Genomic DNA, 26228 nt, shown 5'->3' with positions numbered 1-26228 from the left:
NNCCCGCCCCCGGGAAACCCCCACCTGGGTAGCCCTCTGGGTGGAAAACCACGCCAGGGAGGTGCTGCTCCGCAGGATCACCGGGCCGCCGCTGGAAGGGCTCTGGCTGCCGCCGCTGGACCGCGGCGAAGGCGACCCCCACGAGCGCGCTTCCCTGCTGGCCCGGGAGGCTGGTTTGCCGGGAAATCCCACCTTGCTGGGCACGGTGTCGCACCACATCACCCACCGCCGCATCACGGTGATGCTGTTCCGCACCGAGCCGGGCTTCACCGTTCGGGAGACGGCCGACGGCTTCCGCTGGTTTCTGCCCTGGGCGCTCTTGCCCACCTCCTCCCTGGCCGCCAAGCTTGCCCGACTGGCGAGGAAAAAACCTCTGGAGGATCAAAAGCCATGACCGGACCTAAGCTCACGGTGGACGCTCTGGTGGTGCACCCGCAGCAGGGAGTGCTTTTAGTGCAAAGGAAAAACGAGCCCTTTGCCGGCTACTGGGCGCTGCCCGGCGGGTTTGTGGAGGAAGGCGAAGCTTGCGAGCAAGCGGTGGTGCGGGAGGTGGCCGAGGAAACCGGGCTTTCCGTGCGGGTGGTTGCGCTGTTTGGGGTTTACTCCCAGCCTGGCCGGGATCCCCGCGGCCACACGGTTTCGGTGGTGTACCTCTGTCAGGTGGTGGGCGGTGAGCCGGCGGGGGGAGACGATGCTGCTGCCGCCCGCTTTTTCCCCGAGCTGGAAGGGGTCCTGCTGGCCTTCGACCACGCCCGCATCTTGCAGGACGCAGGCTTTTCCGTGGGAAATCGCGAGCCTAGCGCTCGATGAGGTCCTCGGGGAGCACCTCAGGCTCGGGATCGGCAAAAACGATGGCGGTGGAAGCCACCGGAGCCAACACCGTGTGGAGCTTGCCCTGGCTGGTCAGACGTAGCTCGTAAAAGCCTTCCGGGCGGATGGCCATGAGCGTGCCCACGGTGGCGTTGAGGTTCAAAAGCTGGTTGTAAACCAAAACCTTAGCCGGAAGTTCCATGCCCCCTCCTTAGCTCATTCTAGCTTCGCCCCCCCGGCGGCACCTTGAGGTTGTACTCCTTGAGCTTGCGCTGCAGGGTGCGCAGGCCAATCCCCAAAAGCTCCGCCGCCCGGGCCCGATGACCCTGGGTGAACTCCAGCGTCTTGAGGATGGCTTCCTTTTCGATGTCCTCCATGCGCCGTGGCACCCACCGACCGGCGGCCGCTTCCTGCAACGCCGCAGGCCGAGCCTGGCGGATTTCCGCCGGCAGGTCCTCCAGCGTAAGCTCCTCCCCGCGGGCAAAGAGCACCATGTTTTCCACCACGTTTTTAAGCTCCCGCACGTTGCCCGGCCAGGGGTAAGCCCGCAGGGCATCCACCAGGCTGGGAGCCAGCCTCTTGACGTTGCGCCCCAGCTGAGCGTTGAACTGGTTGACGAAGTGCTGCACCAAAAGCGGGATGTCCTCGGGGCGCTCCCGCAGCGGCGGCAGCTCCACCGTCACCACCTTCAGGCGGAAATACAGGTCCTGGCGGAAGCGCCCCTCCCGGACTTCCCTTTCCAAATCGCGGTTGGTGGCGGCAATGAGCCGGAAATCCACGGGGATTTCGTCGTTGCCGCCCACCCGGGTGATGACCCGCTGTTCCAGAACGCGCAGCAGCTTGACCTGAAGGTCGGGGGAAAGCTCGGAAATTTCGTCCAGAAACAGCGTCCCCCCGTGGGCCAGCTCGATTTTGCCAATGCGCCGCTGATGGGCCCCGGTAAAAGCGCCTTTTTCATGGCCGAAAAGCTCGGCTTCCAGAATGTCCCCCGGGATGGCCCCACAGTTTAAGGCCACAAACCGCTTGGCGGCACGGGGGGAGTGCTGGTGGATGGCGTTGGCAATGAGCTCCTTACCGGTTCCCGATTCCCCCAGGATCAGCACCGTGGAAGGGGCAGGAGCCACCACCTTCACCCGCTCAAAGACCCGCTGCATGGCCGGAGAGCGGCCCACGATGGACTCAAAGGAGTAGTACCGGTCCAGCCGCTCTTTGAGCTCCGCCGCTTGCCGCGCCAGGATGCGGCGCTCCAGCTGCATTTCCACCCGGCGGCGCAGCTCCAGGAGGTTCACCGGCTTGGTGAGGTAGTCGTCAGCACCTCCCTTGAGGGCCTGCACCGCCCCGTCAATGTCGCCGTACGCGGTGACCATGAGGATCGCCAAATCCGGCCGCTCCCGTCGCGCTGCAGCCATGAGCGTGTAGCCGTCCATGCCCGGCATGCGCACGTCGGTGATCAAGGCGTCCGCCGGCTTGCCCTCCTGCAGGTACGAAAGGGCCGGTTGCCCGCCATCAAAGGTCACCACCTCGTAACCCGACTTGCGCAACCCCGAGGCCATGGCCTCCCGGGAGCCGTCGTCGTCATCCACCAAAAGCAAAAGCCCTTTCACCACGCCACCCCTTTCTCAGAAAGCAACCGTCGCAGCTGTTCCTCATCCAAAACCGGCACCCCCAGGCTTTGGGCTTTGTTGAGCTTGGAGCCGGGGTTTTGGCCCACAATGAGGTAGCTGGTCTTGCGGGAAACGCTTTCGGAAACCTGTGCCCCCGCCGCCTCCAACAGCGCCGCCACCTGCTCCCGGGGCCGGGAAAGGGTGCCGGTAATAACGAAGGAAAGCCCGGAAAGGGGGGCCGGCCCTGCGGGTTTTTCGGGGGTTTCCCGCGGATCTATGCCCCGCTCTTGAAGCCGGCGCACGAACTCCTTCCCCTCCTCCGAGGCAAAAAACCGCACCACCGATTCGGCAATGGTGGGGCCAATTCCCTCAATGGCTTCCAGCTCCTCCTGCCTCGCCTGTGCTAAAGCCGAAAGCGAGCCAAAGCGGGAAGCCAAAAGCTTGGCCGCCCGCTCCCCCACATGGCGGATGCCCAAGGCTACCAGGAGCCGCCAAAGCGGCCTTGTTCTTGCGTCCTCCAGCTGCTTTTTGAGGTTTTCTGCGGACTTTTCGCCCCAGCTCGGAAGAGCCGCAAGCCTGTCCCAATCCAAATCCCAAAGGGAGGCGGGATCCGATAGCATGCCCGCCTGCAGCAGCTGCACCACCCTCTGCTCCCCCAGGCCCTGGATGTCCATCCCTGCCCGGGAGCAAAAGTGCAGGAGCCTGGCCTTTTGCACCGCCGGACAGGAGGTGTTGGGGCAGCGGATGGCCACCTCTCCGGCTTCCCGCACCACCGGCGTGCCGCACACCGGACAGCGCTCCGGCATAGCAAAGCGCTCGGCTCCCTCTGGACGGGCGGAGATGTCCACCGCCACCACCTTGGGGATCACGTCCCCGCCCTTTTCCACCCACACGGTGTCCCCCACCCGCACATCCAAACGCGCCACCTCGTCGGCGTTGTGGAGGGTGGCCCGGGTCACGGTGGTGCCCGCCAAACGCACCGGCTCCAGCTCCGCCACCGGCGTTAAGGTGCCCGTGCGCCCTACTTGCACCACGATGTTTTTGACCCGGGTGCGCTCCCCTTCCGGCGGGTACTTGTAGGCCACCGCCCAGCGGGGAAACTTGGAGGTGGCCCCCAGCGCCTGTTGCTCCGCCAGGTTGTCCACCTTCACCACCACCCCGTCAATGTCGAAGGCTAAGCTCTTGCGTTTTTGCCCCCACTCCTCCACAAAGGCGTGCACGCACGGCAAATCGGGGCAGCGCCGCCAACCGGGGTTGGTGGCAAAGCCCCACTGGGCCAAAAGCTCCAGGGCCTCGCTGTGGTAATGCAGCTCCTTGCCCTGAATGCGGGGGATCTGATAGGCAAAAAACCGCAAACCGCGCCGGGCGCATTCCCGGGAATCCAAAAGCCTTATGGAGCCGGCAGTGGCGTTTCTGGGGTTAGCGAAAGGTTCCTCCCCTTCCTCCCGCCGCCTGCGGTTGAGCTCCAAAAACACCGGCCGCGGCATGTACACCTCCCCCCGCACCTCCACCAGCGGCAGCTCCTCGGGCAAACGCAGGGGGATGGTGGGGATGGTCTTGGCGTTGGTGGTGACCTCTTCCCCCACCTCGCCGTTCCCGCGGGTTACCGCCCGCACCAGCACCCCGTTTTCGTAAATCAAGCTCAGGGAAACCCCGTCAATCTTCAGCTCCGCCACCAGGTGGTCGGGCTTTCTCCCCAAAGCCCGCACCACCCTCCCGTACCACTCCGCAAGCTCCCCCTCGTTGTAGGAGTTGTCCAGGGAAAGCATGGGAATTTCGTGGCGCACCTGCGGCAGCTCATCCAAAACCGCGCCACCCACCCGCTGGGTGGGGGAATCGGGGGTGACCAGCTCGGGGTGAGCCGCCTCCAGGGCTTTCAGCTCGGCCATCAGCCGATCGAAGGCAAAGTCGGAAATCTCGGGTTGTGCCAGCACGTAGTACAGGTACTCGTGCCGGCGGATTTCCTTCCGCAACCACTCGATCCGCTCCCGTACATTGCTCATGGCCGTGCCCTCCTCCGTCGGGGAAAGCGTCCACTGGGCGCCTGCCGGGCCAAGGGGGGATGGCCGGCTTCCACCCGCGCGCGAATGTCCCGCCACCGGGCCAAAAGCCGGGCTGCTTGACGATCGGCAGCCGCTTGCACGGTGAGCAAGTCCATGGCCACCGGAAAGGCCTCGTGGCGCACCATGCGCGCGGCTTTGCGGGGGGAACGCGGTTCGTGGTGCAGGCGGGCGAAGTACAAGAACCCGTAACGCAGGAGGTGCCCGCGGTAGTGGGAAAAGGAAAGAAGCTGCGCCATTTCCCCCACCCGGCTTTTGATTTCGGCCTCCAGCTGCCCCCACGGCAAGCTCCCCTCCGCCGCTTCGGAAAGGGGTTTGGCTAGCCAGGGCCAAACCAAAAGCGCCAGCAAGGCTTCCTCGCCCAGGCTTTTTTCAGTCTGCACCCGGTCGGCCAGGGCCAATAAACGGAACAAAAGCTCCTGCTGCTTGGCGTCGTAGCCCGCTAAAAACGGCAGAACTTCCAGAAGCAGGCCAAACTCCCAGAGCCCCCGGAAAATGCCGGCCGCATGCCCGCTCTTCAAGCTCTCGGTAAGCTCATAAGCCAGCCGCGCTGCCGAGGCCCGCCGGATTTCCCGGAAGTGCTCGCGGATTGCCAAAGCGGTCTCGGGCTCCAGGGAAAAACCCAGGCGCACCGCGTACTCCACCGCCCGCATCATGCGCACGGGGTCTTCCAGGAAGCGCTCACCGGCTGGCCCAATGGAGCGGATCACCCGCCGCTCCAGATCGGCCAGGCCTCCCGCGTAGTCAATGACCGTAAAGTCGGCAATGTTGTAGAAAAGCCCGTTAACCGTGAAATCCCGGCGAAAGGCGTCTTCTTCGGGGGTGCCGTACTCGTCGTCGCTGGCCGCTTCCGGGGCTAACGCATCGGTGGCCTCTTCGCCGTTGGGCTCCTCCACCACCGGGCTGCGGCGAAAGGTGGATACCTCGATGACCTCCTCCCCAAACTGCACCCGGGCAATGCGGAAGCGCCGGCCAATGATGCGGGCGTTGCGGAAGAGCTGGCGCACCTGCTGGGGGCGGGCGTTGGTACCCACGTCAAAGTCCTTGGGCGTGCGACCCAACAGCAAGTCGCGCACCGCACCCCCCACCAGGTACGCTAGGAAACCCGCGCGGTGCAGGCGGTAGAGCACCTTGAGGGTGTTGGGCGATAGCAAGCGGCGGGAAATGGGGTGCTCCGCCCGGGAAAGCACAGTAGGTTTGAGGTTTTGCTGCGCTGCCAGTTCGCTCACGCTCCGTCCCTAACGCCCAGGACGACCTTGCCAAACTGCCGCCCTTCGGCCAAGTAACGGTACGCCGCGATCCCTTCCGCCAAGGGGAAAACCTTGTCCACCAGGGGCCGCAGCTTTTTCTCGCACACCATCGAAAGCATGTCGGCAAACTCCTTCTGGTTGCCCATGGTGGAGCCCAAGATGGAAAGCTGGTTCCAGAAAATCAACCGGATCTCCTCGGCTGGATCCGGTCCGGTGGTGGCCCCGCAGGTGACGATGCGGCCACCTTTGGCCGCACAGCGCAAGCTGGTCATCCAGGTGGCCTTGCCGGTGGTTTCCACCACCACATCCACCCCTCGCTTTCCCGTGAGCTCCCGCACCTTACGCGCCACGTCCTCGAGGGTGTAGTTGATGGTGATTTCCGCGCCCAAACCTTTGGCCTTTTCCAGCTTGGCATCGTCGCTGGAGGTGACGATCACCGCCGCCTGGGCCTGGCGGGCCAAAATCGTGGCGGCTTGCGCTACGCCCCCGCCAATGCCGTGGATGAGCACCGTTTCCCCCGCCTGCAGGCGAGCGCGGGTGAAGAGCATGCGCCAGGCGGTGAGAAACGTGAGAGGAAAAGCCGCGGCTTCCTCCCAGCTCATGTGCGACGGCTTGGGAAAGCAGGCCTCGGCTTTGACCTTCACGTACTCGGCAAACGTGCCGTCGGTGTGCTCACCCACGATGCCGTAGGAAACGCACAGGGAATGCTCCCCTTTGCGGCAAAACTCGCACTGGCCGCACCAGATCCCGGGGTTAAAGACCACCTCGTCCCCTTCCCTGACGTTGGCCACCCCGGGACCCACCTCCACCACCACCCCGGCCCCATCGGCACCACCAATGTGGGGCAGCGGAACGGGAATCCCCGGCAAGCCGTGCAGCACAAAGAGGTCCAGGTGGTTAAAGGCAGCAGCCCGCAAAGCAATCACCACCTCGCCAGAACCGGCCTGGGGTTTGGGCCTTTCCCCCACCTTCAGGTTTTCGAAGCTGCCGTGCTCCTCAAAGTACAGGGCGCGCATCCTTTCCCTCCGCCGTGCATTGTAGCGCCATTTTGGCACAAAAAAGCGCCCACGAAGGGGCGCTCGTGTTAAAGCCCAAAGCAAACGTCAGTTCAGGTTGTCAAAAACCACCTGGCGCTGGATGAATTGGTTCTTAAACGACTGCCCATCCACCGCTTCCACCACTAGGGTATGGATCCCGTCGGTGTACTTGCTGGTGTCCAACACGTACTCAAAGCGGGCGTGCTCCACGTAAGGAGCGGGCAACCAGGGGTACAGCGCCTTCACGTCCGGGCTATCCATGGCCAACGTTGGATCGCCGATGACCAGGGAGCCGTCCAGAATGCCATCCACGTAGAAGTTCAACCTGGTAATGCCGTAGTTGCCGGTGGAGGCGTTGGTGTCCACCGCCCAACCCTTCACCGTGTAAAGCCCCTTCACCGGCTCAAGCCATCCGGGCTTGTCCAGGTTGCCGATGGTGGGGATGTTGGCGTTGTGGTCGCAGCCCACGAACACCGGCCGGTTAGCCAAAAGCGTGAACGGCGTGGTGGAGTTCTTGCGGTGGGCAATGACGCTGATGTAGTTCAAACCCGGGTGCAAGCGGTTGGTGTAAAAGAGCTCGTAGTTTGTGTCAATTACGAAGAGGAAGCCGGCCCGCTGGGCGTCGTAAGGCAAGTTGGGGAACTGGTAAAGGAGATCCGGCCGCTCAATGCCGTAAATGTTGGCGTCCACACGGTTGCGCGGATCCGTAATGGGTGAGTTTATGAAGACTGACTGCGGACCTCGGCTACCCGTCGCATCGGTCTTTTTAACCGAAACCCCGTTGAGGAGCAACTCCACAGATACTACCCCTTCAAACGCGTTGTTTTCGTTCACGTCCAGCACCCAGCCGGAAATCCAATCCATGTGGTGGTAGTAGGCTTTGTATTCCTCAGTCACATATTGCGGCGCGCCACAGCCAATGGCATAGAAAACGCCACCAGCTGGAGGCCAATCCACCGCTCCAAAAGCCCGGCTGGTGCCTTCGTGGTTTTGGAAGTAAACCTCCCGCTCGGCCAATACCCGCGACTCACCCGAGGTATCCCAGGCCCGCACCGCTACCCGGTGCATGCCGTTGGCAAAGCGGGTGGTATCCAGGTTCAGCTGGAAGCCAGAGCTACCGGAGCCCGGCACATCGGGGTAGGCGTTGGCAATATCCGGCCGCGGCAGGGGGTACATGGCTTGCCCCACCACCCGGCCATCCACCAGCACCTCGATGTCCGCCCGCACCTTCCCATCGGCACCCGTAGTTTGGCGGATACCTTGATCGTCCAAGGCCCAACCGGTGATGGGGTAAATGCCGGAAAGGTAAACCTGCATGCCACCGGTGAAGGGATCGCCGGGGTTGTCGAGTCCGCCCAAAGGCGGTTGGTTGCGGGTGTTGTCCACCACGATGGTGCGCGCGCCCAAGATCGCCTTGGCCGGCTCCCCGCCGGGGGCGGTGGTGCCGGCAAAGGTCACCTCGATGGCCAGGGTGTGCTCACCGTTGCTCAACGCAGATGCCAAAAAGGACCCGCGAAAACCAGGTTCCGCCGGCCCGGCATCGCCGAAAAACCCAGGGTACTTGCGTCGCAAATCCTCCCGGGGCTGGTTCATATCCACCGCGTTCCCCACCACCCCATCAATGACCAGCCGAATGTTGGAGACCCCTCTGGGGTCCAACACAAAGCCCTTCACCTCCACGATGCCAAAAACCGTGGCGCCGGGGGCCGGGGTTTCAATGGCAAAGATGGTTTCCGTTGGTGGACCAGCGGTCGCTGCCCGGCGGCGCACCGTCGAGGCTTCCACCGCTGAAAAGCCCAGCAGGAACACAGCTAAAGCCGCATACTTACCCCATGCTTTCATGGCTGCTCCTCCTTGCGGTCCCGCTTCCCTCTGCATCTTGCTTCTACATTAGGGGCCGTTCCCCGGAAAGTCAAGCCAAGCAAGGTTTGCCGCCCTCCCATTCGGGTTCCGCCCACTCGCAACGCTGCCAGTATAGCTTGCGAGGCCCGCCAGCCCTTTGCTGGGCTTGCTTGTTCCGTGATCCACATCACGCCTTTGGCGCTTCGCCACCCAAAAGCGCGGACAAAAACGCCGCCACGCTGTCCTCCAGCGCTTTGAGGTGGTATCCCCCTTCCAGCACGGCCAGGAGCGGCTTCCCGGCAGCTGCCTCTGCCAAAAGCTCGCCAATTTGCGCAAAGCTAGCGGTGGTCACCGCCAGTCCCCCCAAGGGATCGAGTTCATGGGCATCGAAGCCCCCGCCAACCAGCAAGAGCCCGTTACCAGCTGACCATTCCGTGCATTGGAAGCCAAAAAACCTCAGGTTCGGGGCGCAATACCCCACCACGGTGGAAACCAGGATCGTTGTTGTTCTTCCCCACGGTTCTGCGGTCCTGCTGATGCCCGGCAATCGCTGGCTTTCCCCCAGCCTTCCCGGAAACCGAGCTCTTGGAACCGCGGGGAAGGGCCAGGTCTGGTGTCTCGTCATGCATCCTGGCTTTTTTTGGTGGCGGCAACACAGATAAAGGCTATTAGCGTCCCGTCGGCCTCGATTTTTCAAGGAACTCAAAGCGACGTAAAAACGGGAAGCGACCCAGGGGTTCATAACCCTGGCCATTATGTCTGTAAACCATGGCCTCCTCGGGAAATTTGACATGACAACCGTCAGGGGTTTCGGCCCATCCCAGGAAAGTGAGGACGATATAAGGCTCCCCGGCAGCGCCATAAACCACCTCCGGAAACCAATCGCAACTTGCGTTCATGACCTCCCGCACGGAGCCCGAGTTAAACGAAAACACAATAACCTCAACGGAAGCTGTGCCAGTGGACCACACCGTCATGAGATCACCGGAGCCTTGAATCGGAAAGCAAGCCAACGGCAACTGCAGGGGCATCACCACAGCCGCCAGCGGCGGTGATAACGGCTTTCTGGCATCCCAAACGACCAACTCACTCCCAATTTCTCCGCCCCGTTCCCACCGGCGAACTGTAAATACGAGATCAATGTGAGAGTCCGGGGACCAGCGGCCCGCGCACTCAAGACCCGGCAGCGGGGGTCGGGCCTCCCGGGCTCCCCCCGGCTTCCCGACGGCGTCTCCCTGGCCACCCAAAACCGCCGGAGAACCTGCGAAAAAGAGTAGAACAACGGCCAAGAAGCTTATCTTCACGACCTTTCCCGCTCTTTTCAAATCTTTGGCAAATGGGTAGCCCGCTCCGTTGCCAAAAATAAACTCGTTAATCATCTCACTGGAATGGTAACCGATCGCCAACGCGTAGGTGGTTGCGGCGTCATCCTAACGCTGGTTCTGTGACTGCAACCTCAATTGAAGCCGCAGAAGATTCCGCTGCTTGGCTTTCTCAAGCTCACTGCCAAGTTTCTCCGTTGTAGGACCTAAAGGGCGGGAACGCGCAAGCCACCAGGACCCAAACGCTTTCCGTATGTACTCGAAATCCACATCTTGAAGCTTGCAATTCGACAGCGCATGGGTGCAGTTGAAGCCGGTGTTTAAACCAGGCCCGGCAACCGAATAGCCGAGCCAAAACATGGCGAGCCGGTAGTCGGGCCACACAGTTGCCTCACGTATGACCCACCCAAATTCGGGAAGCCGGTAGATGACGCGGATGGTCGCTACGGTCGTAGGCTGTTTAAACGGCTCGACCAAAAGTTCTTGCCCCCCTTGGACCCCAAAGAACAAGCTCTCGTACGAGCGAGCGTCGCGGATCCGCTTTTCGTCATAATTGCGCGCCGCTGCAACCTCGTCCTCAATTGCCTGCACAATCCAAGAAACAACTTGCCGCTGAGGCTCTGGCGGCGCACTGAGACCGGAAGCGGTCCCATCAGGCCCTCCCCCGGTCAACCTACACGGCCAGCCAAGAACAGTGACCAGCAGCAAGCAGAGCATCCACGTCCTGCGTTGCCAGTCCATAAGGTCTCCTCACCTTACATTGTAGATGGGGATCCACACGTCGGCGCCACCGGGAACGTCACCCAGCCTAACCAGGTTTCAAAATGGACCGTAACTCGCAACAGGGGTCCTCCCGTTCAAGTATCTGGGTTGCGCAATCCGGTTCGCGCCGCTCAGAGGACCGACCCGAATGAAAAAGTTCAGGGGACCATTTGGGTCACCACCCGCTGTTATCGCTTCCATTGCGGCCTTGATTGAACCCCCGAACGCAGCGGTCTCTCTGTCGAAATCACCCACTGCCGAAGATGCCGTAGTGTTCTGGCTGTTTGCCGGTTCGATGTTAAGCCTCATCCTACCGATAGCAACTCTACCTTCACGTAGCCCCTTCAGGCTAGCTAGGTCGGGTCTTCCCGTAATGCCTGCTTGCCGACGGGGAGTTCCGGGCTTGTTTTAGATGACCTGCACAAGCTCTTGCACCCTCGCAAAGATTGCCGCTTCTTCGGCTTTCCGCGCTTCCAGGCTGTCAGGGCGGTTCTTAGCCCCGCCGCTCGTAGAGCTCGCATCCGCTACCGCCCTCCCCATCTCGTCCACCGACGCGCGGTGAAGCAGTGGCGTTGAGAATCTTGCACGGGGGCAAAACGATCCAAATCCCCGGCGCTTTGTTGCCACTCCAAGATCTGTCGGTCTCCGGCCGTGGACGCAAGCCTCCGATCCAACCCGTTGCTTTGCAGCGCAATCATTTGGTTGGCCAAATCCGAAGTGTAGCCGAACTCTCCACGCAGAGGAGGTGCTTCCCAAACCCTTCGTACGATCCGCGAAGAGATCCGCGGTACCGCCAGCAAAAGGGACCATGCGTTCCAAGACGTCTGAAGAGTCTGAGAGACCCCAGAGCCATCGCGCTAGAATGTACCAGGATTCCACTTCCTCAGCGTCCGGCCCGACTCCGAAGGAAGCGCCAACAGGTTCTCCGCATCAGGCGTTCACCGCCTGACGGAAAAATTCAAGATTCGTGGGCTCCTCAGGCCCCCAAACAAACCGTTTCTACCACCTCCTTCCCTCCTCCCGAAAGCGCCCCCCGTTGATCTCAGTTTTCTCGTCCTGGGTGGGCGTGCTCGACTCGCCCACGTCCCCCTCCACTTCCTCAATAAAACAATGGCCGCAGGAGGGACAGTGGTAGCGAAACCAGTGCACAGCGAAGAGACCGGGGCGAAAAACCGGCTCCCCGCACGATCGACAACGAATGTTATTGATAAGGCGCTGATGCAGCATGAGCACGCCAAAACCAATCACCAGGTAAATCCCACCCCACAAATAAGGAAACCACGGGACGTGTGGCTGCCCAAACAAAGAAATTGCGGTGGCAGTAGCGACAAAGTAAACGAGGACGAAAAAAGGTACGACCAAATGTGCCAGCCACAGCTCTCCGCGTTCGGTTCGTGCAGTGGCGCGAAGCCACGCGCTGGTGTCTTCAACAATAGAGGAGAAAATGGAATTGATCCTGGTAGCCATGCCTCACCGCCGTATAGACCGATTTTGCGAATGCTCCCAGAAACCGCCGTATCGAAAACGAAGTGTACGCCTTCCTCTCCAGCATGTAAACACCTTCGCCTTTCCCTAAAAGGAGGACGCCCGAGGGACGCTCCCCTAGCAGTAAAAGCTCGGTTCCTCCCACAAGAGGGTACACGCCCAGTTGGTGCAACAGCGACATAAATGGAACACCTGGCACGACAACTCCATCCGAAATACCAACTCCAGCGCCAAGCCCGCCGCCAATTCCGGTCTGCAGGTAAATCCGTAGATCAAAGGGCGAGAAGCTTAAATAGAGACCAGTCTCGGCAAATACCAACGTTTGGCTCCCAAGAAAAAAACCGGCGAAGACAAATATCGCCGCACCTTCCCTCGCTGCCTCGGGCCGCCACCGCAGTTCCTCTGGCGTCGCTGCCCGCATGCTGGGAGGCGCAGGGGTGGGGAAAAGGATCGGTGTTTGCAAAGCTGGAATGACCCCGACAAGCCCCTGCAGCTTGGCAAGGTTTGCCGCTTCTTCGGCCTTCCGCGCTTCCGGGCTGTCAGCGCGGTTCTTAGCCCCAGCGCTCGTAGCGCTCGCATCCGTTACCGCCGTCCCCATCTCGTCCACCATCCCCGTAGGGTCTATGCGATTCACCGGGTTGTTGCGCACGTAAGCATAGAGATTAAAGCTCTGCGGACTGGCTGGCTCACCACCCCGCACATCGGGTCCCAAAAAACGCCCCACGTTCGGGTTGTAGTCCCGCGCATCCCGGGAGTCAAAGTTTCCCACCGGGGCTCTGGCTCCGAAACTCCTCCCCAATCCGCGCTGACCCAGGGGCAATTTACAGCGCTCCGAGAAACGCCGCCACGCTGTCCTCCAGCGCTTTGAGGTGGTAACCCCCTTCCAGCACGGCCAGGAGGGGCTTTCCGGCAGCAGCCTCCGCCAAAAGCTTGCCGATCCGCGCAAAACCAGCGGTGGTCACGGCCATTCCCCCTAAGGGATCGAGTTCATGGGCATCGAAGCCCGCGGAAACCAGCCAGAGCTCAGGGGTCATGGTTTTCGCGAGCTCTTCCAAACCGTAGCTGAGCGCCCCCACGTAGGTGTCGTCATCGGCTCCGGCAGCAAGGGGAAAGTTGCGGGTAAAGCCGCGCCCTTGGCCCACGCCAACTTCGTCAGCTCCGCCGGTTCCCGGGTAAAAGGGGTAGCGGTGCACCGAGAGGTAAAACACATCGTCACGGCGGTAGAAAAGCTCCTGGGTCCCGTTTCCGTGGTGGACGTCGAAGTCCACAATGGCCACCGGCCCTAGACCCCGCGAGCAGGCGGCCTCGGCCACCACCGCCACGTTGTTGAAAAAGCAAAACCCCATGGCCTGGGAACGGGTGGCGTGGTGCCCCGGTGGGCGGATGGCTGCAAAAACGCGGGAGGCTTCTCCCATCCGGAGGCGCTCCAGGCCCTCCAGCGCGCAAGCTACCGCTGCCACCGCCGCACGGTAGGTGCCCGGGGAAATGGGGTTGTCGGCGGAGTCAAAGAAGGCCGGGGCGCGCTCGCAAGCCTTTCGCAACCGTTCCGGCAGGCTGGGATCATGAATGCGGGTGACCGCTTGCAAAACCGCCGCCTCGTTGACCTCTGGAGTTTCCTCCCGGAACCCCGCCCGGCGGGAGCCGGCCAGGGCCGCATCCAAACGCGCCACCCTTTCCGGATGGCCAAAGGTGGTCACGTGGCCTCGACAGTCAGGATGGGTCAAACAAAGCCCGAATCCGCTCACGGCCCTTAAGCTAGCACGCCAGCGCTGCAAGCTAAAGGCGCCTCCCTTCCGATAGTCGCCACCATCGGTTACCCTAAGGCCCCATGACGGGGACCAAGTCCCAAAACGCCCTTCGCGTTGTCGCCAGCCTGCTGGTGGCCGTGCTTCTCCTGTGGTTTTTCTTCCGCAAGGTCTCGCTGCGGGACGTTGGCGAGGTTTTGGCGGCGGTGCGACTCGGGCCCCTTTGGGCAGCGGTGAGCCTGGCCTTGATCTCGTACGGGGCCCGGGCCTGGCGTTGGGGTTTGCTGCTGCGGGGCGTGGGCAAGCCTCGCTACACCACGCTGGCTGGTTGCACTGCTGCCGGCTTTGCCACGTCCACGGTGCTGCCCGCCCGCCTGGGCGAGCTGGTGCGCCCCCTGCTGCTCTCCGCCCGGGCAGGCTTGCCTCCCGCGGCCACCTTAGCTTCCATCGTTGCGGAAAGGCTTTTGGATCTCCTCACGGTGGTTTTTCTTTTTGCCTTGGCGCTTTTAACAGGAAGGCAGGGGCAAGAGGCCCTGCTGCCCTCGCTTTTGTGGACCTTGGCCACGGTGGCAGCGTTAGGAACAGCTTTAGTGATCCTCGTTAAGGCCCGAGAAACCATCGTCGCCTGGCTTTCAGCCCGGGCAACAGGGCGCTGGGGCGAGCGGTTGGTGAGCTTTGCCCGGGAGGTCTTGCTGGGCCTTTCCTTCTGGGGCGATTTGCGGCACGCTCTGAGCCTGGTTTTTGCAAGCCTTTTGACCTGGGGTTTGGCCATTTTGCAAGTGGCGGTGACCGCCCAGGCCTTTGGCAACACCTTGAGTTTGCGGGAAGCCACCCTGGTTCTTGCGGTTAGCGTGGTGGGTTTGGCGGTGCCCACCCCTGGAGGGGTGGGCGGCTTTCACGCCGCCACCCAGTTTGCCCTGGTGACCATTGCCGTTTGGCCGTTGCCGCAAGCCACGGCCTTTGCCCTCCTGCATCACGCTATTTGCTTTGTTCCCGTGACCTTAGTGGGTTTCGGGTATATGCTGGTGGTGGGCTTTTCCTGGCGAGAGCTGCGCCGGGACAAGCCCTGAGGTGGAGCGTGCGTTGTCCTTACTGCGGCCATGGGGAGGATCGGGTGGTAGACTCCCGGGAGCTGGCGGACGGCACCCAGGTGCGCCGCCGGCGGGAATGCCTGGCCTGCGGCCAGCGCTACACCACCTATGAGCGCATCGAGGAGTCCCCGGCCCTGGTGGTCAAGCGCGACGGCCGCCGGGAACCTTACAACCGTGCCAAGGTCATTGCTGGCTTGATTCGAGCTTGCGAAAAGAGGCCGGTGAGCATGGCCGATATGGAAGCCATGGCCGACAAGGTGGAAGCGCTCATCAACCGCAAGAACAACCGGGAGATCTCCTCGCGGGAAATTGGCGAGGTGCTGATGGAAGAGCTGCGTAAGCGAGACCAGGTGGCGTACGTGCGCTTTGCTTCGGTGTACCGGCGCTTTCAAGACCTGGAGGAGTTCCATCAGGAGCTGGAACGCCTGCGGAAGCTTGAAGAGGTATGAAGCGAAGGGTTTCCTTTGGCGTGGAGCTGGTTCACTTCCGCCGGCAGCTGCGGGAAGTTCTGGAGCAGGTGGCTGCCGTCCCCACGGGGGGTTTTTACCCGCTAGTGGACGTGGCTGCCACCGATCACGAAATCGTGGTGCGGGTAGACCTCCCCGGCGCAGAACCCAGCTCGCTGAGGGTTGAAGTTGCAGGCAAAGAGCTGAAGATTTCCGGGGAAAAACCGGCACCGGCACCCGGTCGCCGTTACTTCCAGGTGGAGCGCTCCTACGGGCCGTTTTTGCTGGAGGTGGCGCTTCCCGAGAAGGTGCAAGGCCAGAAAGGGCGAGCTAGCTTCAAAAGTGGGGTGTTGGAGGTGCGGCTGCCCAAGGAGCAGGAGCTCCCGCCCCAACCCATCCCCATTCCGGTACAAACAGGAGAGCCATGAGCGAGAAAAACCCTAAACCCGAAGAGACCATCCCCATTCCCGACGTGCTGCCCGCGGTGGCGCTGAAGGACGTGGTGCTTTTCCCCTACGTCATGATTCAGCTTTCCATCGGCCGCCCCCGGTCGGTGGCGGCGGTGGACGTGGCTGCCGCTTCCGACCGGCTCTTCGTGGTGCTCACCCAAAAGGACCCCACCCAGGAAAACCCCTCCCCCGACGACCTCTACCGGGTGGGAACGGTGGTGGCCATTACCCGCATGGTGAAGCTCCCCGACGGCTCCATGCGCATCCTGGTGCAGGGGGTCACCCGGGCCCAGGTGGAGTACTTCGTGGAGGAAGACCCCTTCTTCCGGGTGCGCATCACCAGGCTGGACGAGCCACCCACCGATCACAACGACCTGGAAGTGGAAGCCTTCATCCGCACCATTCGCGCCAACCTGGAAAAGGTGGCGGAGCTGGGCAAGCAAATTTCCCCGGAGGTCATGCTCATTGCCGCGCAGCTGGAGGATGGCGCCCGCCTGGCGGACTTGGTGGCCTCCAACCTCAACTTGAAGCCCGCCGATGCGCAAAAGGTCCTGGAGGCCATGGACCTGAAGGCCCGCTTGCGCATCGTCAACGAGTTTCTGGAGCACGAGATCGCACTTTTGGAAGTGCAACGGCAGATCGCCTCGCAAGTGCAGGGGGAAATGGACAAAACCCAGCGGGAGTACATGCTCCGCCAGCAGCTCAAGCAAATCCAGAAGCAGCTGGGCGAAACCGACGATGTGGAAGCGGAAATTGCCCGCTACCAGGAAATGATGTCGCAAAAAAAGCTCTCCGACGAGGCCCGGCAGGAGGCGGAAAAGCAGCTGCGGCGCCTGCGCATCACCTCCCCGGAGTCGGCGGAGGCTTCGGTTATTCGCACCTACCTGGACTGGCTTTTGGGCCTGCCCTGGGGGATTTACTCGGAAGACAACCTGGATTTGGAAAACGCCCGAGAGGTGCTGGACCAGGACCACTACGACCTGGAAAAGATCAAGCAGCGGATCATTGAGTTCCTGGCGGTGCGCAAGCTCAAGCCGGAAGGGAAAGGCCCGATCCTTTGCTTTGTGGGCCCACCGGGGGTGGGGAAAACCTCCCTGGGCCGCTCCATCGCCCGGGCTTTGGGGCGCAAGTTCGTGCGCATTTCCCTGGGCGGGGTGCACGACGAAGCGGAAATCCGCGGCCACCGCAGGACCTACGTGGGGGCGCTGCCCGGCCGCATCATTCAAGGCATCAACCAGGCCGGCACCGCCAACCCGGTGTTCATGCTGGATGAAATTGACAAGATCGGCGCCGACTTTCGGGGTGATCCCTCCGCTGCCCTCTTGGAGGTTTTGGACCCCGAACAAAACTCCTCCTTCCGCGATCACTACCTGGACGTGGCCTTCGACCTTTCCCGGGTCCTTTTCATTGCCACCGCCAACGTCACCGAAACCATCCACCCGGCCTTTTTGGACCGCATGGAAGTGCTGCGGCTTTCCGGTTACACCGAGGAAGAAAAGCTGCACATTGCCTTCCGCCACCTCATCCCCAAACAGCTGGAGGAAAACGGGCTCCCCCCCGAAGCTGTGGTCTTCACCAAGAAGGGCGTGCAGTTCCTCATTAGCCGCTACACCCGGGAAGCCGGGTTGCGCAACCTGGAGCGGGAAATCGGCGCCATCTGCCGGAAGGTGGCCACCAAGCTGGCGCAGGGAAAGCCCGTGCGGGTGCGCGTGACCCCCAGGCAGGTGGAAAAGTTCCTGGGGCCGGTGAAGTTCCTCCCCGAAACCCAGCTCCGGGACCATCAGGTGGGGGTGGCCACCGGGCTTGCCTGGACACCGGTGGGCGGGGACATCCTCCACGTGGAAGCCCTGGCCCTCCCCGGCAAAGGGGAGCTGCGGCTTACCGGCCATCTGGGGGAGGTGATGAAGGAATCGGCGCAAGCGGCCGCTTCCTACCTCCGTGCCAACGCCGCCACCTTTGGCATTCCCCCTGAGTTTTTCGAAAACCACTCCTTCCACGTACACGTGCCCGCCGGAGCCATCCCCAAGGATGGCCCTTCCGCCGGCATCACCGTGCTGGCAGCCCTGGCTTCCGTGGCTTCGGGAAGACCGGTGCGCCGGGATTTAGCCATGACCGGGGAGATCACGCTCCGTGGCCAAATTCTGCCGGTGGGGGGCATTAAGGAAAAGCTCCTGGCCGCTCTTCGGGCCGGTATTTTCGAGGTTTGCATCCCCAAGGAAAACCAGCGGGACCTCACCGAGCTTCCCCCGCCCTTGCGCCGCAAGCTCACCGTCCACCTGGTGGAGGAAGCCGGGGAGGTGCTCAAGCTGGCCCTGCTCCCCCGCCCCGAGGCCCCTCAGGTCCCGGTGGCTGCCCCGGCAACTGAGGCTTCCCAGCCGGGAGCCGAAAGCACCCCATGAGCTGGCAAGCAATCAAAGAAAGACTTGCCCACGCCCTGGGTCACCACCAATCCCCGAACATCCTGGCGGCCTCCTGGGCTTGCGGGGTGGCCATCAGTCTTTCGCCGTTTTTGGGCTTGCACACCGTGCTGGCTCTGGCTTTGGCCTTTGCCTTTCGCCTCAACAAGGTGGATGTTCTGCTCGGCACACTGCTCATCAACCCCTGGACGCTGGCGCCCTACTCGCTGGTGGCGGTTTCCTTGGGAAAGCTCATCACCGGAAAAGCCATGCCCTTCACCACCCACCTTCCCCACCCCACGGACCTCCTGGACGGGTCCTTCTGGCGGGCGCAGGAGGCGGCGGTGGCACCCCTGCTCCTCAATTGGACGGTGGGGGCTTCCCTCTGCTCGCTGGTAGGCGGGACCGCCGTTTACCTGGCCGTGCGTTTTCTCGCCGCCCGCCGGAGGAGAGCACTACCGCCAGCTGCCTCCCCCGCCGAGCCGTAGCTTTTTAGAAAGCCAAGGTGCCCAGTTTTTGCTTGTGATTGCGGCACAAACCCACTAAAGCGCTTCCCGGGTTTTCCGGAAGTACTCGATGGTGCGGGAAAGCCCCGTCCGCAGCGGTACCCGCGGCTCCCAGCCCAGGAAAACGCGAGCTTTGGTGATGTCGGGCTGCCGCACCTTGGGGTCGTCCACCGGCAGCGGGCGAAACTCGATGGGCGAGGAGGAGCCGGTGAGCTCCTTGATGACCTGTGCAAACTCCAGCACGGTCATCTCCTGCGGGTTGCCCAAATTGATGGGCTCGGTGATTTCCGAAAAAAGCACCCGCACCACGCCCTCGATGAGGTCGTCCACGTAGCAAAAGGAGCGGGTTTGGCTGCCATCCCCGAAAACCGTCAACGGTTCACCGGCCAGCGCCTGGCAAATGAACGCCGGCACCACCCGCCCGTCGTTGCGGCGCATGCGCGGCCCGTAGGTGTTGAAGATGCGCACGATGCGGGTCTCCAGGCGGTGGTAACGGTGGTAGGCCATGGTCATGGCTTCGGCGAAGCGCTTGGCCTCGTCGTAAACCCCCCGGGGGCCCACCGGGTTGACGTTCCCCCAGTAGCTCTCGGGCTGGGGGTGCACCAACGGGTCGCCGTAAACCTCGGAAGTGGAGGCCAACAGGAATCGAGCTCCTTTGGCCTTGGCCAGACCAAGAGCCTTGTGGGTACCCAGCGAGCCCACCTTCAGCGTTTGAATGGGCAGCTCCAGGTAGTCAATGGGGGACGCCGGCGAGGCAAAGTGCAGCACAAAGTCCACTGGCCCCGGCACGTGAATGTAGTTGGTCACGTCGTACTTGATGAAGGTGAAGCCGTCCACGCCAAAGAGGTGCTCCACGTTGCTCAAGGAGCCGGTGAGGAGGTTGTCAATGCAAACCACCTCCATGCCTTCCGAAAGCAGCCGCTCACAAAGGTGCGAGCCCAAAAAGCCCGCCCCGCCGGTAACCACCGCCCGCGCTTTCCGCATGCTACGCCTCCGGGCTAGGATTATGCCTCAACCTTGGGCCCACCCAAGGATGGGCAGCTGTCGGTGCTTTTTTCCGAGCACCTGCAGGCCAGGCGCCGACTTCGGGTAACCCCTTGCCTTTCGCCCGCCATGGGTGCAAACTGAATGACGGTTCATTCGCCCGCCAAGGCGGGAGAACCGGAAGGGAGGTCGGCCGTGGCGTACCAAGTGGACATGAGGGACGTGAAGTTCCAGCTCTTCGAGTGGCTGCCTACGGAAAAGCTTTTGCAAACCGAGCGCTTTTCCCAGTGGGCTAAAGGGGACCTGGAAATGGTCCTGGAGGAGGCGTACAAGCTTGCCGCCGAAGTGCTGGCACCCACCAACAAGGAAGGCGATCGTGTGGGGGCCAGGTTTGTGGACGGGAAGGTGGTGATGCCACCCAGCTTCCGCGACGCCTACCAGAAGCTGTGCGAAGGCGGGTGGATTTCCTGCATCAACTCCCCCGAGTTTGGCGGCATGGGGCTGCCGGAAGTGGTGGGCACCGCCATCAACGAGTTCTTCTTTGGTGCCAACATTTCCCTTTCGCTCACGGCTCTCCTCACCCGCGGCGCCGGTTACCTCATCGAAAAGTTCGGTACCGGCGAGATGCGGCAGCTTTTCGTGGAAAAGATGTACTCGGGCCAGTGGGGCGGCACCATGTGCCTCACCGAGCCGCAGGCCGGCTCCGACGTGGGCGCTTCCAAAACCCGGGCGGTGAAGCAAGAAAACGGCCGCTACCTGATTTCCGGCGAAAAGATCTTCATCACCTCCGGCGACCAGGACCTCACCGAAAACATCATCCATTTGGTCCTGGCCCGTACCCCCGGCGCTCCCGCCGGCACTGCAGGGCTTTCGTTGTTTGTGGTGCCCAAGATCCGCGTCAACCCCGACGGCTCCCTGGGCCAACCCAACGACGTGCAAACCGCCGGCATTGAGCACAAGCTGGGCCTCCACGGCTCCCCCACCTGCTCGCTGGTCTTCGGCCCCAACAACCAGTGCGAGGGCTTTTTGCTTGGGGAAGAGCTGCAAGGGATGAAGCTCATGTTCCACATGATGAACCCCGCCCGTATTGAGGTGGGGTTACAAGGGGAGGCCCTGGCTGCCGCCGCCTTCCAGGAAGCCTGGCAGTACGCCAAGGTCCGCCTCCAGGGCCGGCACTGGACCCGCCTCAAGGACCACGACGCCCCCCAGGTGCCAATCATTGAGCACCCGGACGTGCGCCGCATGCTGTTTACGTCCTACGCCTACGTGCAGGCCATGCGGGCCCTTTTGATGCAAACTTCGTACTACATTGACATGACCCGGGTCACCGAAGGGGAAGAGCAGGAGCGCTATCAGTCTTACGTGGAGGTGCTCACCCCCATTTGCAAGGCCTGGGCTTCCGACTGGGGCTTCAGGGTTACCGAATGGTGCTTGCAGGTGTTTGGCGGCTACGGCTACACCCAGGAGTACCCGGCGGAGCAGTACCTGCGGGATGCCAAGATTGCCTCGATTTACGAGGGCACCAACGGCATCCAGGCCCTGGACCTGGTGGCCCGCAAGCTGCCGGCCAAGGGCGGCAAGCCCATCCGCGAGCTTTTGGGGCAAGCGGAAGCCACCTTCAAGAAGCTGCGCAACGACCCCCAGTTCATGGAGCCGGCCTGGATGCTGGGCGCCGCCCTCAAGCAAATTGAGGACATCTCCAAGGGCCTTACCAAGCGCCCCGATGCGGTCATGGTTGTGCTTTTGAACTCGGTGCCGTTTTTGGACATGATCGGCGACGTGCTGGGTGGGCACTTCCTCCTCGACCAAGCCAGCATTGCCCGGGAAAAGCTCTGGGCCCTGTGCAAGGAGGCGGGGGTGGACCCCAAAGACGAGGTGGCCTACAAGCAGTTCTTGGCCGACAACGCCGACGCGGCTTTCTACCACAACAAGGTGCAGGCCGCCATTCACTTTGCCTACCGGGTGCTGCCCAACGTCACGGCTCGGGCGGTGGCCATCCGCGCCGGCGAAATGGGCCCCATGGAGGCCGTCTTATAGCAGTGACAGTTTTGTTCACACGTTTTACTGCCACGCCCGCGCAAGCGGGCGTGATTTTTGCAAATCGCTGCTGGGGGTTTTACATTGCGCGTTGGGGGTGCACATGAAGCGTGTGCTTTTCTTCCTCACTTTGGCTTGTTCGGCTTCCAGCTGGGCCCAGCTTATCACCAACGGCGGTTTTGAAGCCGGCAACCTTACCGGCTGGGCCACCGGAGGCACCAACCGGGTGGGTGTCATTGCCGCCACCGGCGTTACTCCCAACATCGCGCCCTACGAGGGCACGTACTTTGCGGTGCTGTCCACTGGTCCCGGAAGCACGGGTGGCGCGCTCACGTCTCTAGATGGGTACGGCGGGAGCAACGAGGACGATCTGGCAACGCTTTCGACCTCATTTACCGTGACCACGGCTCCGGTGAGCCTCTCCTTTGCGTTTGCGTTTCTCACCAGCGAGCAAAACTGGGGCCCCCAATATGACGATCTTTTTGATGTTACCCTACGGCGTGAAGCGACCCCGGCAAGTACCGGATTTCCCCTCGTGCGGGGGAGCGTGCTCAAGCCCGTGACCGGTAACTCCCCATGGTCTGACTTTGGTCCTTACGATGGCGTTTCGTACACCTTCACCTCTGGTGGACCCATCACCAACACCGTGGTCGACGATGGCCGCACCGCTTGGACCAAGGTTTGCGTCACCGTTGACCTGCCCGGGACCTACACCCTGCAGTTTCGGGTGGCGGACCAAGGCGATGCCTTTTACGATTCGGCGCTTTTGGTGGACGCGGTGGAGGTGCCTTCCACCTGTGCGCTGGCGTCCAGCCAGCTCACCTCTACCAGCGGTGCAGTTACCGAATGGAAAGGTGGGAGCCTGCAGTACACCCCTGTGGATAGCCGCGAACCTGCTCTTGCCGACAGCCCGCCGGTGATGGCTTTCGTTTCGTCGGGCAACATCACTGGCGACAACCCCGGCGCCCAAGAGCAGATCTTTGTCCACGATGGCTTGAGCTACCAGAGGCTTACCAGCGCCACCTCGGGGAGCTTTTCCCACCCTGCCCTCACAGCCAACGGCCGCTTCGTTGCTTTTGCTTCCACTGCCAACCTCACCGGCCAAAACGCCGATGGCAACTGGGAAATCTTTCGGGTGGACCGGCAAACCCTGGCCACCACCCAAATCACCAACACCTCCCCACCCTGTGAGAACCGTGCCCCCAGCATTGCCGGAGATGCAGCTGGCGACGTCATTGCCTTCACCACCACCTGTTCCCTGCCCGGTTTTGCCAACCCCGATGGGAACGTGGAGCTGGTGGCGTGGGACGGGGCTTCCTTTGCCGGGACCAGCACCAGCGGATGCCAAAACTACGCGCCAGCGGTGGCCCGACAGCAGTCCCGGTACGTGGCTTTTATTTCCACCTGCAACCTCAGCGGCACCAATGCCGATGGCAACCCGGAGGTTTTCCGGCGGGACCGGCAAACCAACAGCTTCCTGCAAATTACCAACACCGCCGATCCGGTAGCTCAGGATGTTCCCAGCATTGCCAGCAGCGGGAGCGCTGTTCTGTTTGCCTCCAACGGCAACTTTGCGGGGAGCAACGCCGACGGTAGTTATGAACTCTTCAAATGGCAAAGCCCCGCCACCATCACCCAGGTTTCCAACGAGCCGAATACCGTGGCCTACATTTCCGGGAAGCTGGACGATGCTGGCGTTTGGGCCGTAGGTGAGCGGTTGGATTTCACAACCTTTAGCTTTGAAACGCGGGTTTTCTATATGTCATCGCTAGGGAACGGAAACCCGGTTTTTTCGGCCACGGATCCGCTTTTGCCCACCATCGCCGCCGGCGCGAATATTCGCCGCATTGCCCTGCAATCCCAAAGCAACCTCACCGGCGGCAATCCAGATGGGAATGTGGAGGTCTTTGAGGTAACCACCAGCGGGGCCTATCGGCGCATCCTCTGCGCCCAACCTGATACCGCCATCCCCGATAACAACGTCAACGGCGTTACCGACACCATAGCCTCGGCACTCACCGGCACCGTGGCCGATTTGGACCTGTGGGTGCAAATCACCCACACCAGGGTTTCGGATTTGCAGGTGCAGCTCACCTCCCCCGCCGGCACCACGGTGCTCTTGGTGGACCGGCCGGGCCTCCCCGGGGCTGGGTGCAACGGTGACAACGTGGACGCGGTGTTGGACGATGAAGCTACGCAGCCGGCCGAGACTCAGTGCCTGAACCTTCCCGCCCTTTCCGGCTACCTGGTGCCCAACAACCCCCTTTCCAGCTTTGACGGCCAAAACGCCAGCGGAAACTGGACTTTGAGGGTGTCTGACCAAGCCAAAAAGGAAAACGGCACCCTCCAGCGTTGGTGTTTGGCGTTTCAACTGAACTAGGAGGCGCTATGAAAAGGCTTGCCCTCTCGCTGGCCTTGCTGGCTATTGCAGTTCCCCTGGGGGCGCGATCCCCCAACGGGCAACGGGACAGCTTTGGCTACCGGGTGGAGGACACCACCACCTCTTACTGCAGCTACCAATGGGTGGTGGTTTCCGGCTCGCCTCTGGTTTTCGCCGCTCCTTACGCTTCCCCCGGGGATCCCCAGGCTTTCGACGACGGCGGTGCCGTGGTTCCCCTTTCTGCTCCCTTTGAGTTTTACGGTCGCTCCTACTCGTCGGTGGTGGTTTCACCCAACGGGTATGTGGGTTTTGCCGGCGCGCTGGAGCAGGAGGACGGGCGGGACTTCAGCAACGATCCGGTAGGATCCGTCCCTTCCTTTCAGTTCGCTTCTGGTTCCCCGCGGTTTGCCACACCCGCAAGGGTTTTCGTCTACCACGACGACCTGGAGGTAGGCCCTGCCGGCCAAGTCGTCACAGGCTTCTTCCCCACCTGCCCGCGGGTTTCCGAAAGTCTGGGGGTAGAACCCTGCACGGTGGTGAGCTGGGAGGGCATGCGGCGGGTTGGAGCCAGCGAGAGTTTTTCCTTTGAGCTGGTGCTTTACCACCAAAGCGGGCAAATGGCCCTCCAGTACCAAAGCGTGGACGCCAGCGGGGGCGGTTCCGCCACGGTGGGCCTTCAGGACCACCACGCCCAGGTTGGTCTGGGCTACCACTTCAACGCCGCCGGTGGCCTTGCCCCTGGGCTTGGCGTTTGCTTTTTCTCCCCGCGCTTTCCCCCCGGAGGTCCGATGTCGGATTTGGAGCTCAGCCAGAGTATGCCTTCCCCACCTCCGGAAAGCGGCCCCTTTGATGTGCCGCTGCATTTGGGGAACTTCGGTCCATCCCCGGCGGAAAGCACCGCGGTTACCTTGACGTTGCCTTCCGGTGTGAGCTATGCCGGCGATAGCTGCGGCGGCACCTTTTCCGATGGGACCTGGGAGGTGGGGTGGCTTTCCGAGCGCCAAGGGGTTACCTGCACCGTTTCTTTGGTCAACAACGCCGGCGGCACCGTCACCTTCAGCGCCAGCTCCACCGCTGCCGACCCCAATGCTGCCAACAACGCGGTGCAGGTGGAGGTGCCGGTGGCAGATGACGGCGATGGAGTGGCCCGGGAGGTCGAGAACAGTTACCCCGGTGGAGACGGCAGGCCTCCCTTTGCCCCAGGGGACGGCAACGGCGATGGCATTCCGGACAGCCAACAACCCCACGTGGCCACGCTGCCACTGGCTTCCGGCAAGGGGTATTTAACCGTGGAAATTATGCAAGGTTGCGGGCAACTGCAATCGGTAGCCACCCTTTTAGAGACGGCGCTTTCCGTCCCCGACCGGGACTACGACTTCCCCCTGGGTTTGGTGCGCTTCAACGTGCCTTGCCCTCACGCTACCGTGAAATTGCTGTTTCATAGGTTGGGGAGCGTTGATAGGACCTACCGGACCGGAGGCTCTGCCCTAGCAACGCCATGGCTCACCCTGGTGCAGGCCACGTTTATTCGCGAGCGCGGTATCTTTGGTGTGATTTTGCCGCTTTCGGAAAACACCCCCGGCGACAACAACCCCCAGGCCGGCGTGCAGCATGTGGGCGGCCCGGCACGCCGGGCTCCAGCGGGCCAACGGTAGCGGCTGAGCGGGCGATAGTGATGAAAGAAGCTGCGGTTAGAAGCTAACCACCGTGTGGAGTTCGCCGTCGCGGTTCAGTTCGACGCTTCGCCATTGACGGGTTCGCTCCCCTTGCGCGGTAAAGCCCTGAACGGAAGAGCGCTCCCCATCCCAGGTGACCACCAGCGTCGGTGCCGGGGATACGCTCGCCGATGTGGTAGTGGCTACGTTTTTCTTTTGAAACAGCGCCACCAGCTCAGGAGTGACGGGGATTTTGATGGCAATGGCGGTCTGTCCAGCCCACACCTCGCCCACCCACGCCGCTACCGCCAGCACTCCTGCCACCAACGCTTTCCTTCCAAAGCCTACCATTGCCCCATCCTCCCGC

At 62.2% G+C, this 26228-nt stretch carries 22 protein-coding genes and 1 pseudogene; 10 read left to right on the top strand and 13 right to left on the bottom strand.

The features are described 5' to 3' along the window. Positions 1-2: 2 nt before the first annotated feature. Together EG19_RS07605 and EG19_RS07600 are read left to right on the top strand one after the other, a co-directional pair. Positions 3-394: pseudogene (locus EG19_RS07605) on the top strand (hypothetical protein); the annotation flags it as partial. After that, the gene (locus EG19_RS07600) at positions 391-810 is read left to right on the top strand and encodes an NUDIX domain-containing protein (protein ID WP_053335067.1); all 420 of its coding nucleotides are present in this window, start codon (positions 391-393) and stop codon (positions 808-810) included. The pseudogene EG19_RS07605 and the gene EG19_RS07600, both read left to right, overlap by 4 nt. Here the strand turns inward: EG19_RS07600 and EG19_RS07595 are convergent. The 11 genes from EG19_RS07595 to EG19_RS07540 all read right to left on the bottom strand — a co-directional run bounded on the left by EG19_RS07595 (position 797) and on the right by EG19_RS07540 (position 13869). Next, entirely contained in the window at positions 797-1012 is a 216-nt protein-coding gene (locus EG19_RS07595; RefSeq protein ID WP_038049309.1) for a hypothetical protein, read from the bottom strand. The genes EG19_RS07600 and EG19_RS07595 overlap by 14 nt on opposite strands. A 19-nt stretch (positions 1013-1031) precedes the next feature. Continuing rightward, on the bottom strand, positions 1032-2414 hold the full coding sequence (locus EG19_RS07590) for a sigma-54-dependent transcriptional regulator (protein WP_152543979.1): 1383 nt from the start codon (positions 2412-2414) through the stop codon (positions 1032-1034). After that, positions 2411-4417, bottom strand: coding sequence for an NAD-dependent DNA ligase LigA (gene ligA / locus EG19_RS07585; RefSeq protein WP_038049303.1), 2007 nt, complete (start codon positions 4415-4417; stop codon positions 2411-2413). The genes EG19_RS07590 and ligA overlap by 4 nt, the downstream gene beginning before the upstream one ends. Next, positions 4414-5703 (bottom strand): polynucleotide adenylyltransferase PcnB, encoded by a 1290-nt coding sequence (gene pcnB, locus EG19_RS07580; RefSeq protein ID WP_053335066.1) that lies wholly within the window; start codon positions 5701-5703, stop codon positions 4414-4416. Before pcnB ends, ligA begins: the two co-directional genes overlap by 4 nt. Next, positions 5700-6740: a zinc-binding dehydrogenase gene (locus tag EG19_RS07575; RefSeq protein WP_038049301.1), complete on the bottom strand. Its 1041-nt coding sequence runs from the start codon at positions 6738-6740 to the stop codon at positions 5700-5702. Before EG19_RS07575 ends, pcnB begins: the two co-directional genes overlap by 4 nt. A gap of 87 nt (positions 6741-6827) precedes the next feature. Beyond that, positions 6828-8603, bottom strand: coding sequence for a hypothetical protein (locus tag EG19_RS07570; RefSeq protein ID WP_038049299.1), 1776 nt, complete (start codon positions 8601-8603; stop codon positions 6828-6830). Between the two features lie 187 nt (positions 8604-8790). Then, a complete protein-coding gene (locus tag EG19_RS14285) occupies positions 8791-9228 on the bottom strand; it encodes an arginase family protein (RefSeq protein ID WP_268746952.1) in 438 nt (145 codons plus the stop codon). 43 nt (positions 9229-9271) lie between these two features. Further along, on the bottom strand, positions 9272-9982 hold the full coding sequence (locus EG19_RS13685) for a hypothetical protein (RefSeq protein ID WP_161685490.1): 711 nt from the start codon (positions 9980-9982) through the stop codon (positions 9272-9274). 51 nt (positions 9983-10033) lie between these two features. Next, entirely contained in the window at positions 10034-10666 is a 633-nt protein-coding gene (locus EG19_RS07555; RefSeq protein ID WP_038049293.1) for a hypothetical protein, read from the bottom strand. 1447 nt (positions 10667-12113) lie between these two features. Continuing rightward, positions 12114-12941 carry an RHS repeat-associated core domain-containing protein gene (locus EG19_RS07545; RefSeq protein WP_038049290.1) on the bottom strand — a complete coding sequence of 276 codons (828 nt, stop codon included), beginning with the start codon at positions 12939-12941 and terminating at the stop codon, positions 12114-12116. Between the two features lie 52 nt (positions 12942-12993). Continuing rightward, on the bottom strand, positions 12994-13869 hold the full coding sequence (locus EG19_RS07540) for a histone deacetylase family protein (protein ID WP_053335065.1): 876 nt from the start codon (positions 13867-13869) through the stop codon (positions 12994-12996). A 131-nt stretch (positions 13870-14000) separates the two neighbouring features. On the opposite strand from EG19_RS07540, the gene EG19_RS07535 reads away from it, so the two are divergent. From EG19_RS07535 to EG19_RS12655, 5 genes are read left to right on the top strand one after another with little or no spacing between them, the layout of a single operon-like run. After that, positions 14001-14987: a lysylphosphatidylglycerol synthase transmembrane domain-containing protein gene (locus tag EG19_RS07535; RefSeq protein WP_038049287.1), complete on the top strand. Its 987-nt coding sequence runs from the start codon at positions 14001-14003 to the stop codon at positions 14985-14987. Positions 14988-14995: 8 nt separating this feature from the next. Next, positions 14996-15457 carry a transcriptional regulator NrdR gene (gene nrdR, locus EG19_RS07530; RefSeq protein ID WP_038049284.1) on the top strand — a complete coding sequence of 154 codons (462 nt, stop codon included), beginning with the start codon at positions 14996-14998 and terminating at the stop codon, positions 15455-15457. After that, on the top strand, positions 15454-15882 hold the full coding sequence (locus tag EG19_RS12660) for an Hsp20/alpha crystallin family protein (protein ID WP_053335064.1): 429 nt from the start codon (positions 15454-15456) through the stop codon (positions 15880-15882). Before nrdR ends, EG19_RS12660 begins: the two co-directional genes overlap by 4 nt. Beyond that, positions 15879-18302 carry an endopeptidase La gene (lon, locus tag EG19_RS07520; protein WP_038049281.1) on the top strand — a complete coding sequence of 808 codons (2424 nt, stop codon included), beginning with the start codon at positions 15879-15881 and terminating at the stop codon, positions 18300-18302. Before EG19_RS12660 ends, lon begins: the two co-directional genes overlap by 4 nt. Continuing rightward, positions 18299-18787, top strand: a complete 489-nt coding sequence (locus EG19_RS12655) for a DUF2062 domain-containing protein (RefSeq protein ID WP_053335063.1) — start codon at positions 18299-18301, stop codon at positions 18785-18787. Before lon ends, EG19_RS12655 begins: the two co-directional genes overlap by 4 nt. Before the next feature lie 54 nt (positions 18788-18841). On the opposite strand, the gene EG19_RS07510 is transcribed toward EG19_RS12655, so the two are convergent. After that, complete coding sequence (locus EG19_RS07510; RefSeq protein WP_038049279.1) at positions 18842-19789, bottom strand: UDP-glucuronic acid decarboxylase family protein; 948 nt, start codon at positions 19787-19789, stop codon at positions 18842-18844. A gap of 195 nt (positions 19790-19984) precedes the next feature. On the opposite strand from EG19_RS07510, the gene EG19_RS07505 reads away from it, so the two are divergent. The 3 genes from EG19_RS07505 to EG19_RS07495 all read left to right on the top strand — a co-directional run bounded on the left by EG19_RS07505 (position 19985) and on the right by EG19_RS07495 (position 25861). Beyond that, positions 19985-21826, top strand: a complete 1842-nt coding sequence (locus tag EG19_RS07505) for an acyl-CoA dehydrogenase (protein WP_161685484.1) — start codon at positions 19985-19987, stop codon at positions 21824-21826. A gap of 103 nt (positions 21827-21929) precedes the next feature. After that, positions 21930-24206: a proprotein convertase P-domain-containing protein gene (locus tag EG19_RS07500; RefSeq protein WP_038049277.1), complete on the top strand. Its 2277-nt coding sequence runs from the start codon at positions 21930-21932 to the stop codon at positions 24204-24206. Positions 24207-24214: 8 nt separating this feature from the next. Next, positions 24215-25861 (top strand): DUF11 domain-containing protein, encoded by a 1647-nt coding sequence (locus EG19_RS07495; protein ID WP_038049274.1) that lies wholly within the window; start codon positions 24215-24217, stop codon positions 25859-25861. Between the two features lie 36 nt (positions 25862-25897). Here EG19_RS07495 and EG19_RS07490 read toward each other — a convergent pair whose 3' ends face one another. Next, positions 25898-26212 carry a hypothetical protein gene (locus EG19_RS07490; RefSeq protein WP_038049272.1) on the bottom strand — a complete coding sequence of 105 codons (315 nt, stop codon included), beginning with the start codon at positions 26210-26212 and terminating at the stop codon, positions 25898-25900. Positions 26213-26228: the final 16 nt, after the last annotated feature.

This window comes from Thermoanaerobaculum aquaticum, from assembly GCF_000687145.1.
In the GTDB taxonomy this organism is placed as follows: Bacteria; Acidobacteriota; Thermoanaerobaculia; order Thermoanaerobaculales; family Thermoanaerobaculaceae; genus Thermoanaerobaculum; species Thermoanaerobaculum aquaticum.
Note: the sequence above shows the minus strand (reverse complement) of the source record. Positions and strands in the feature narration are given on the sequence as shown.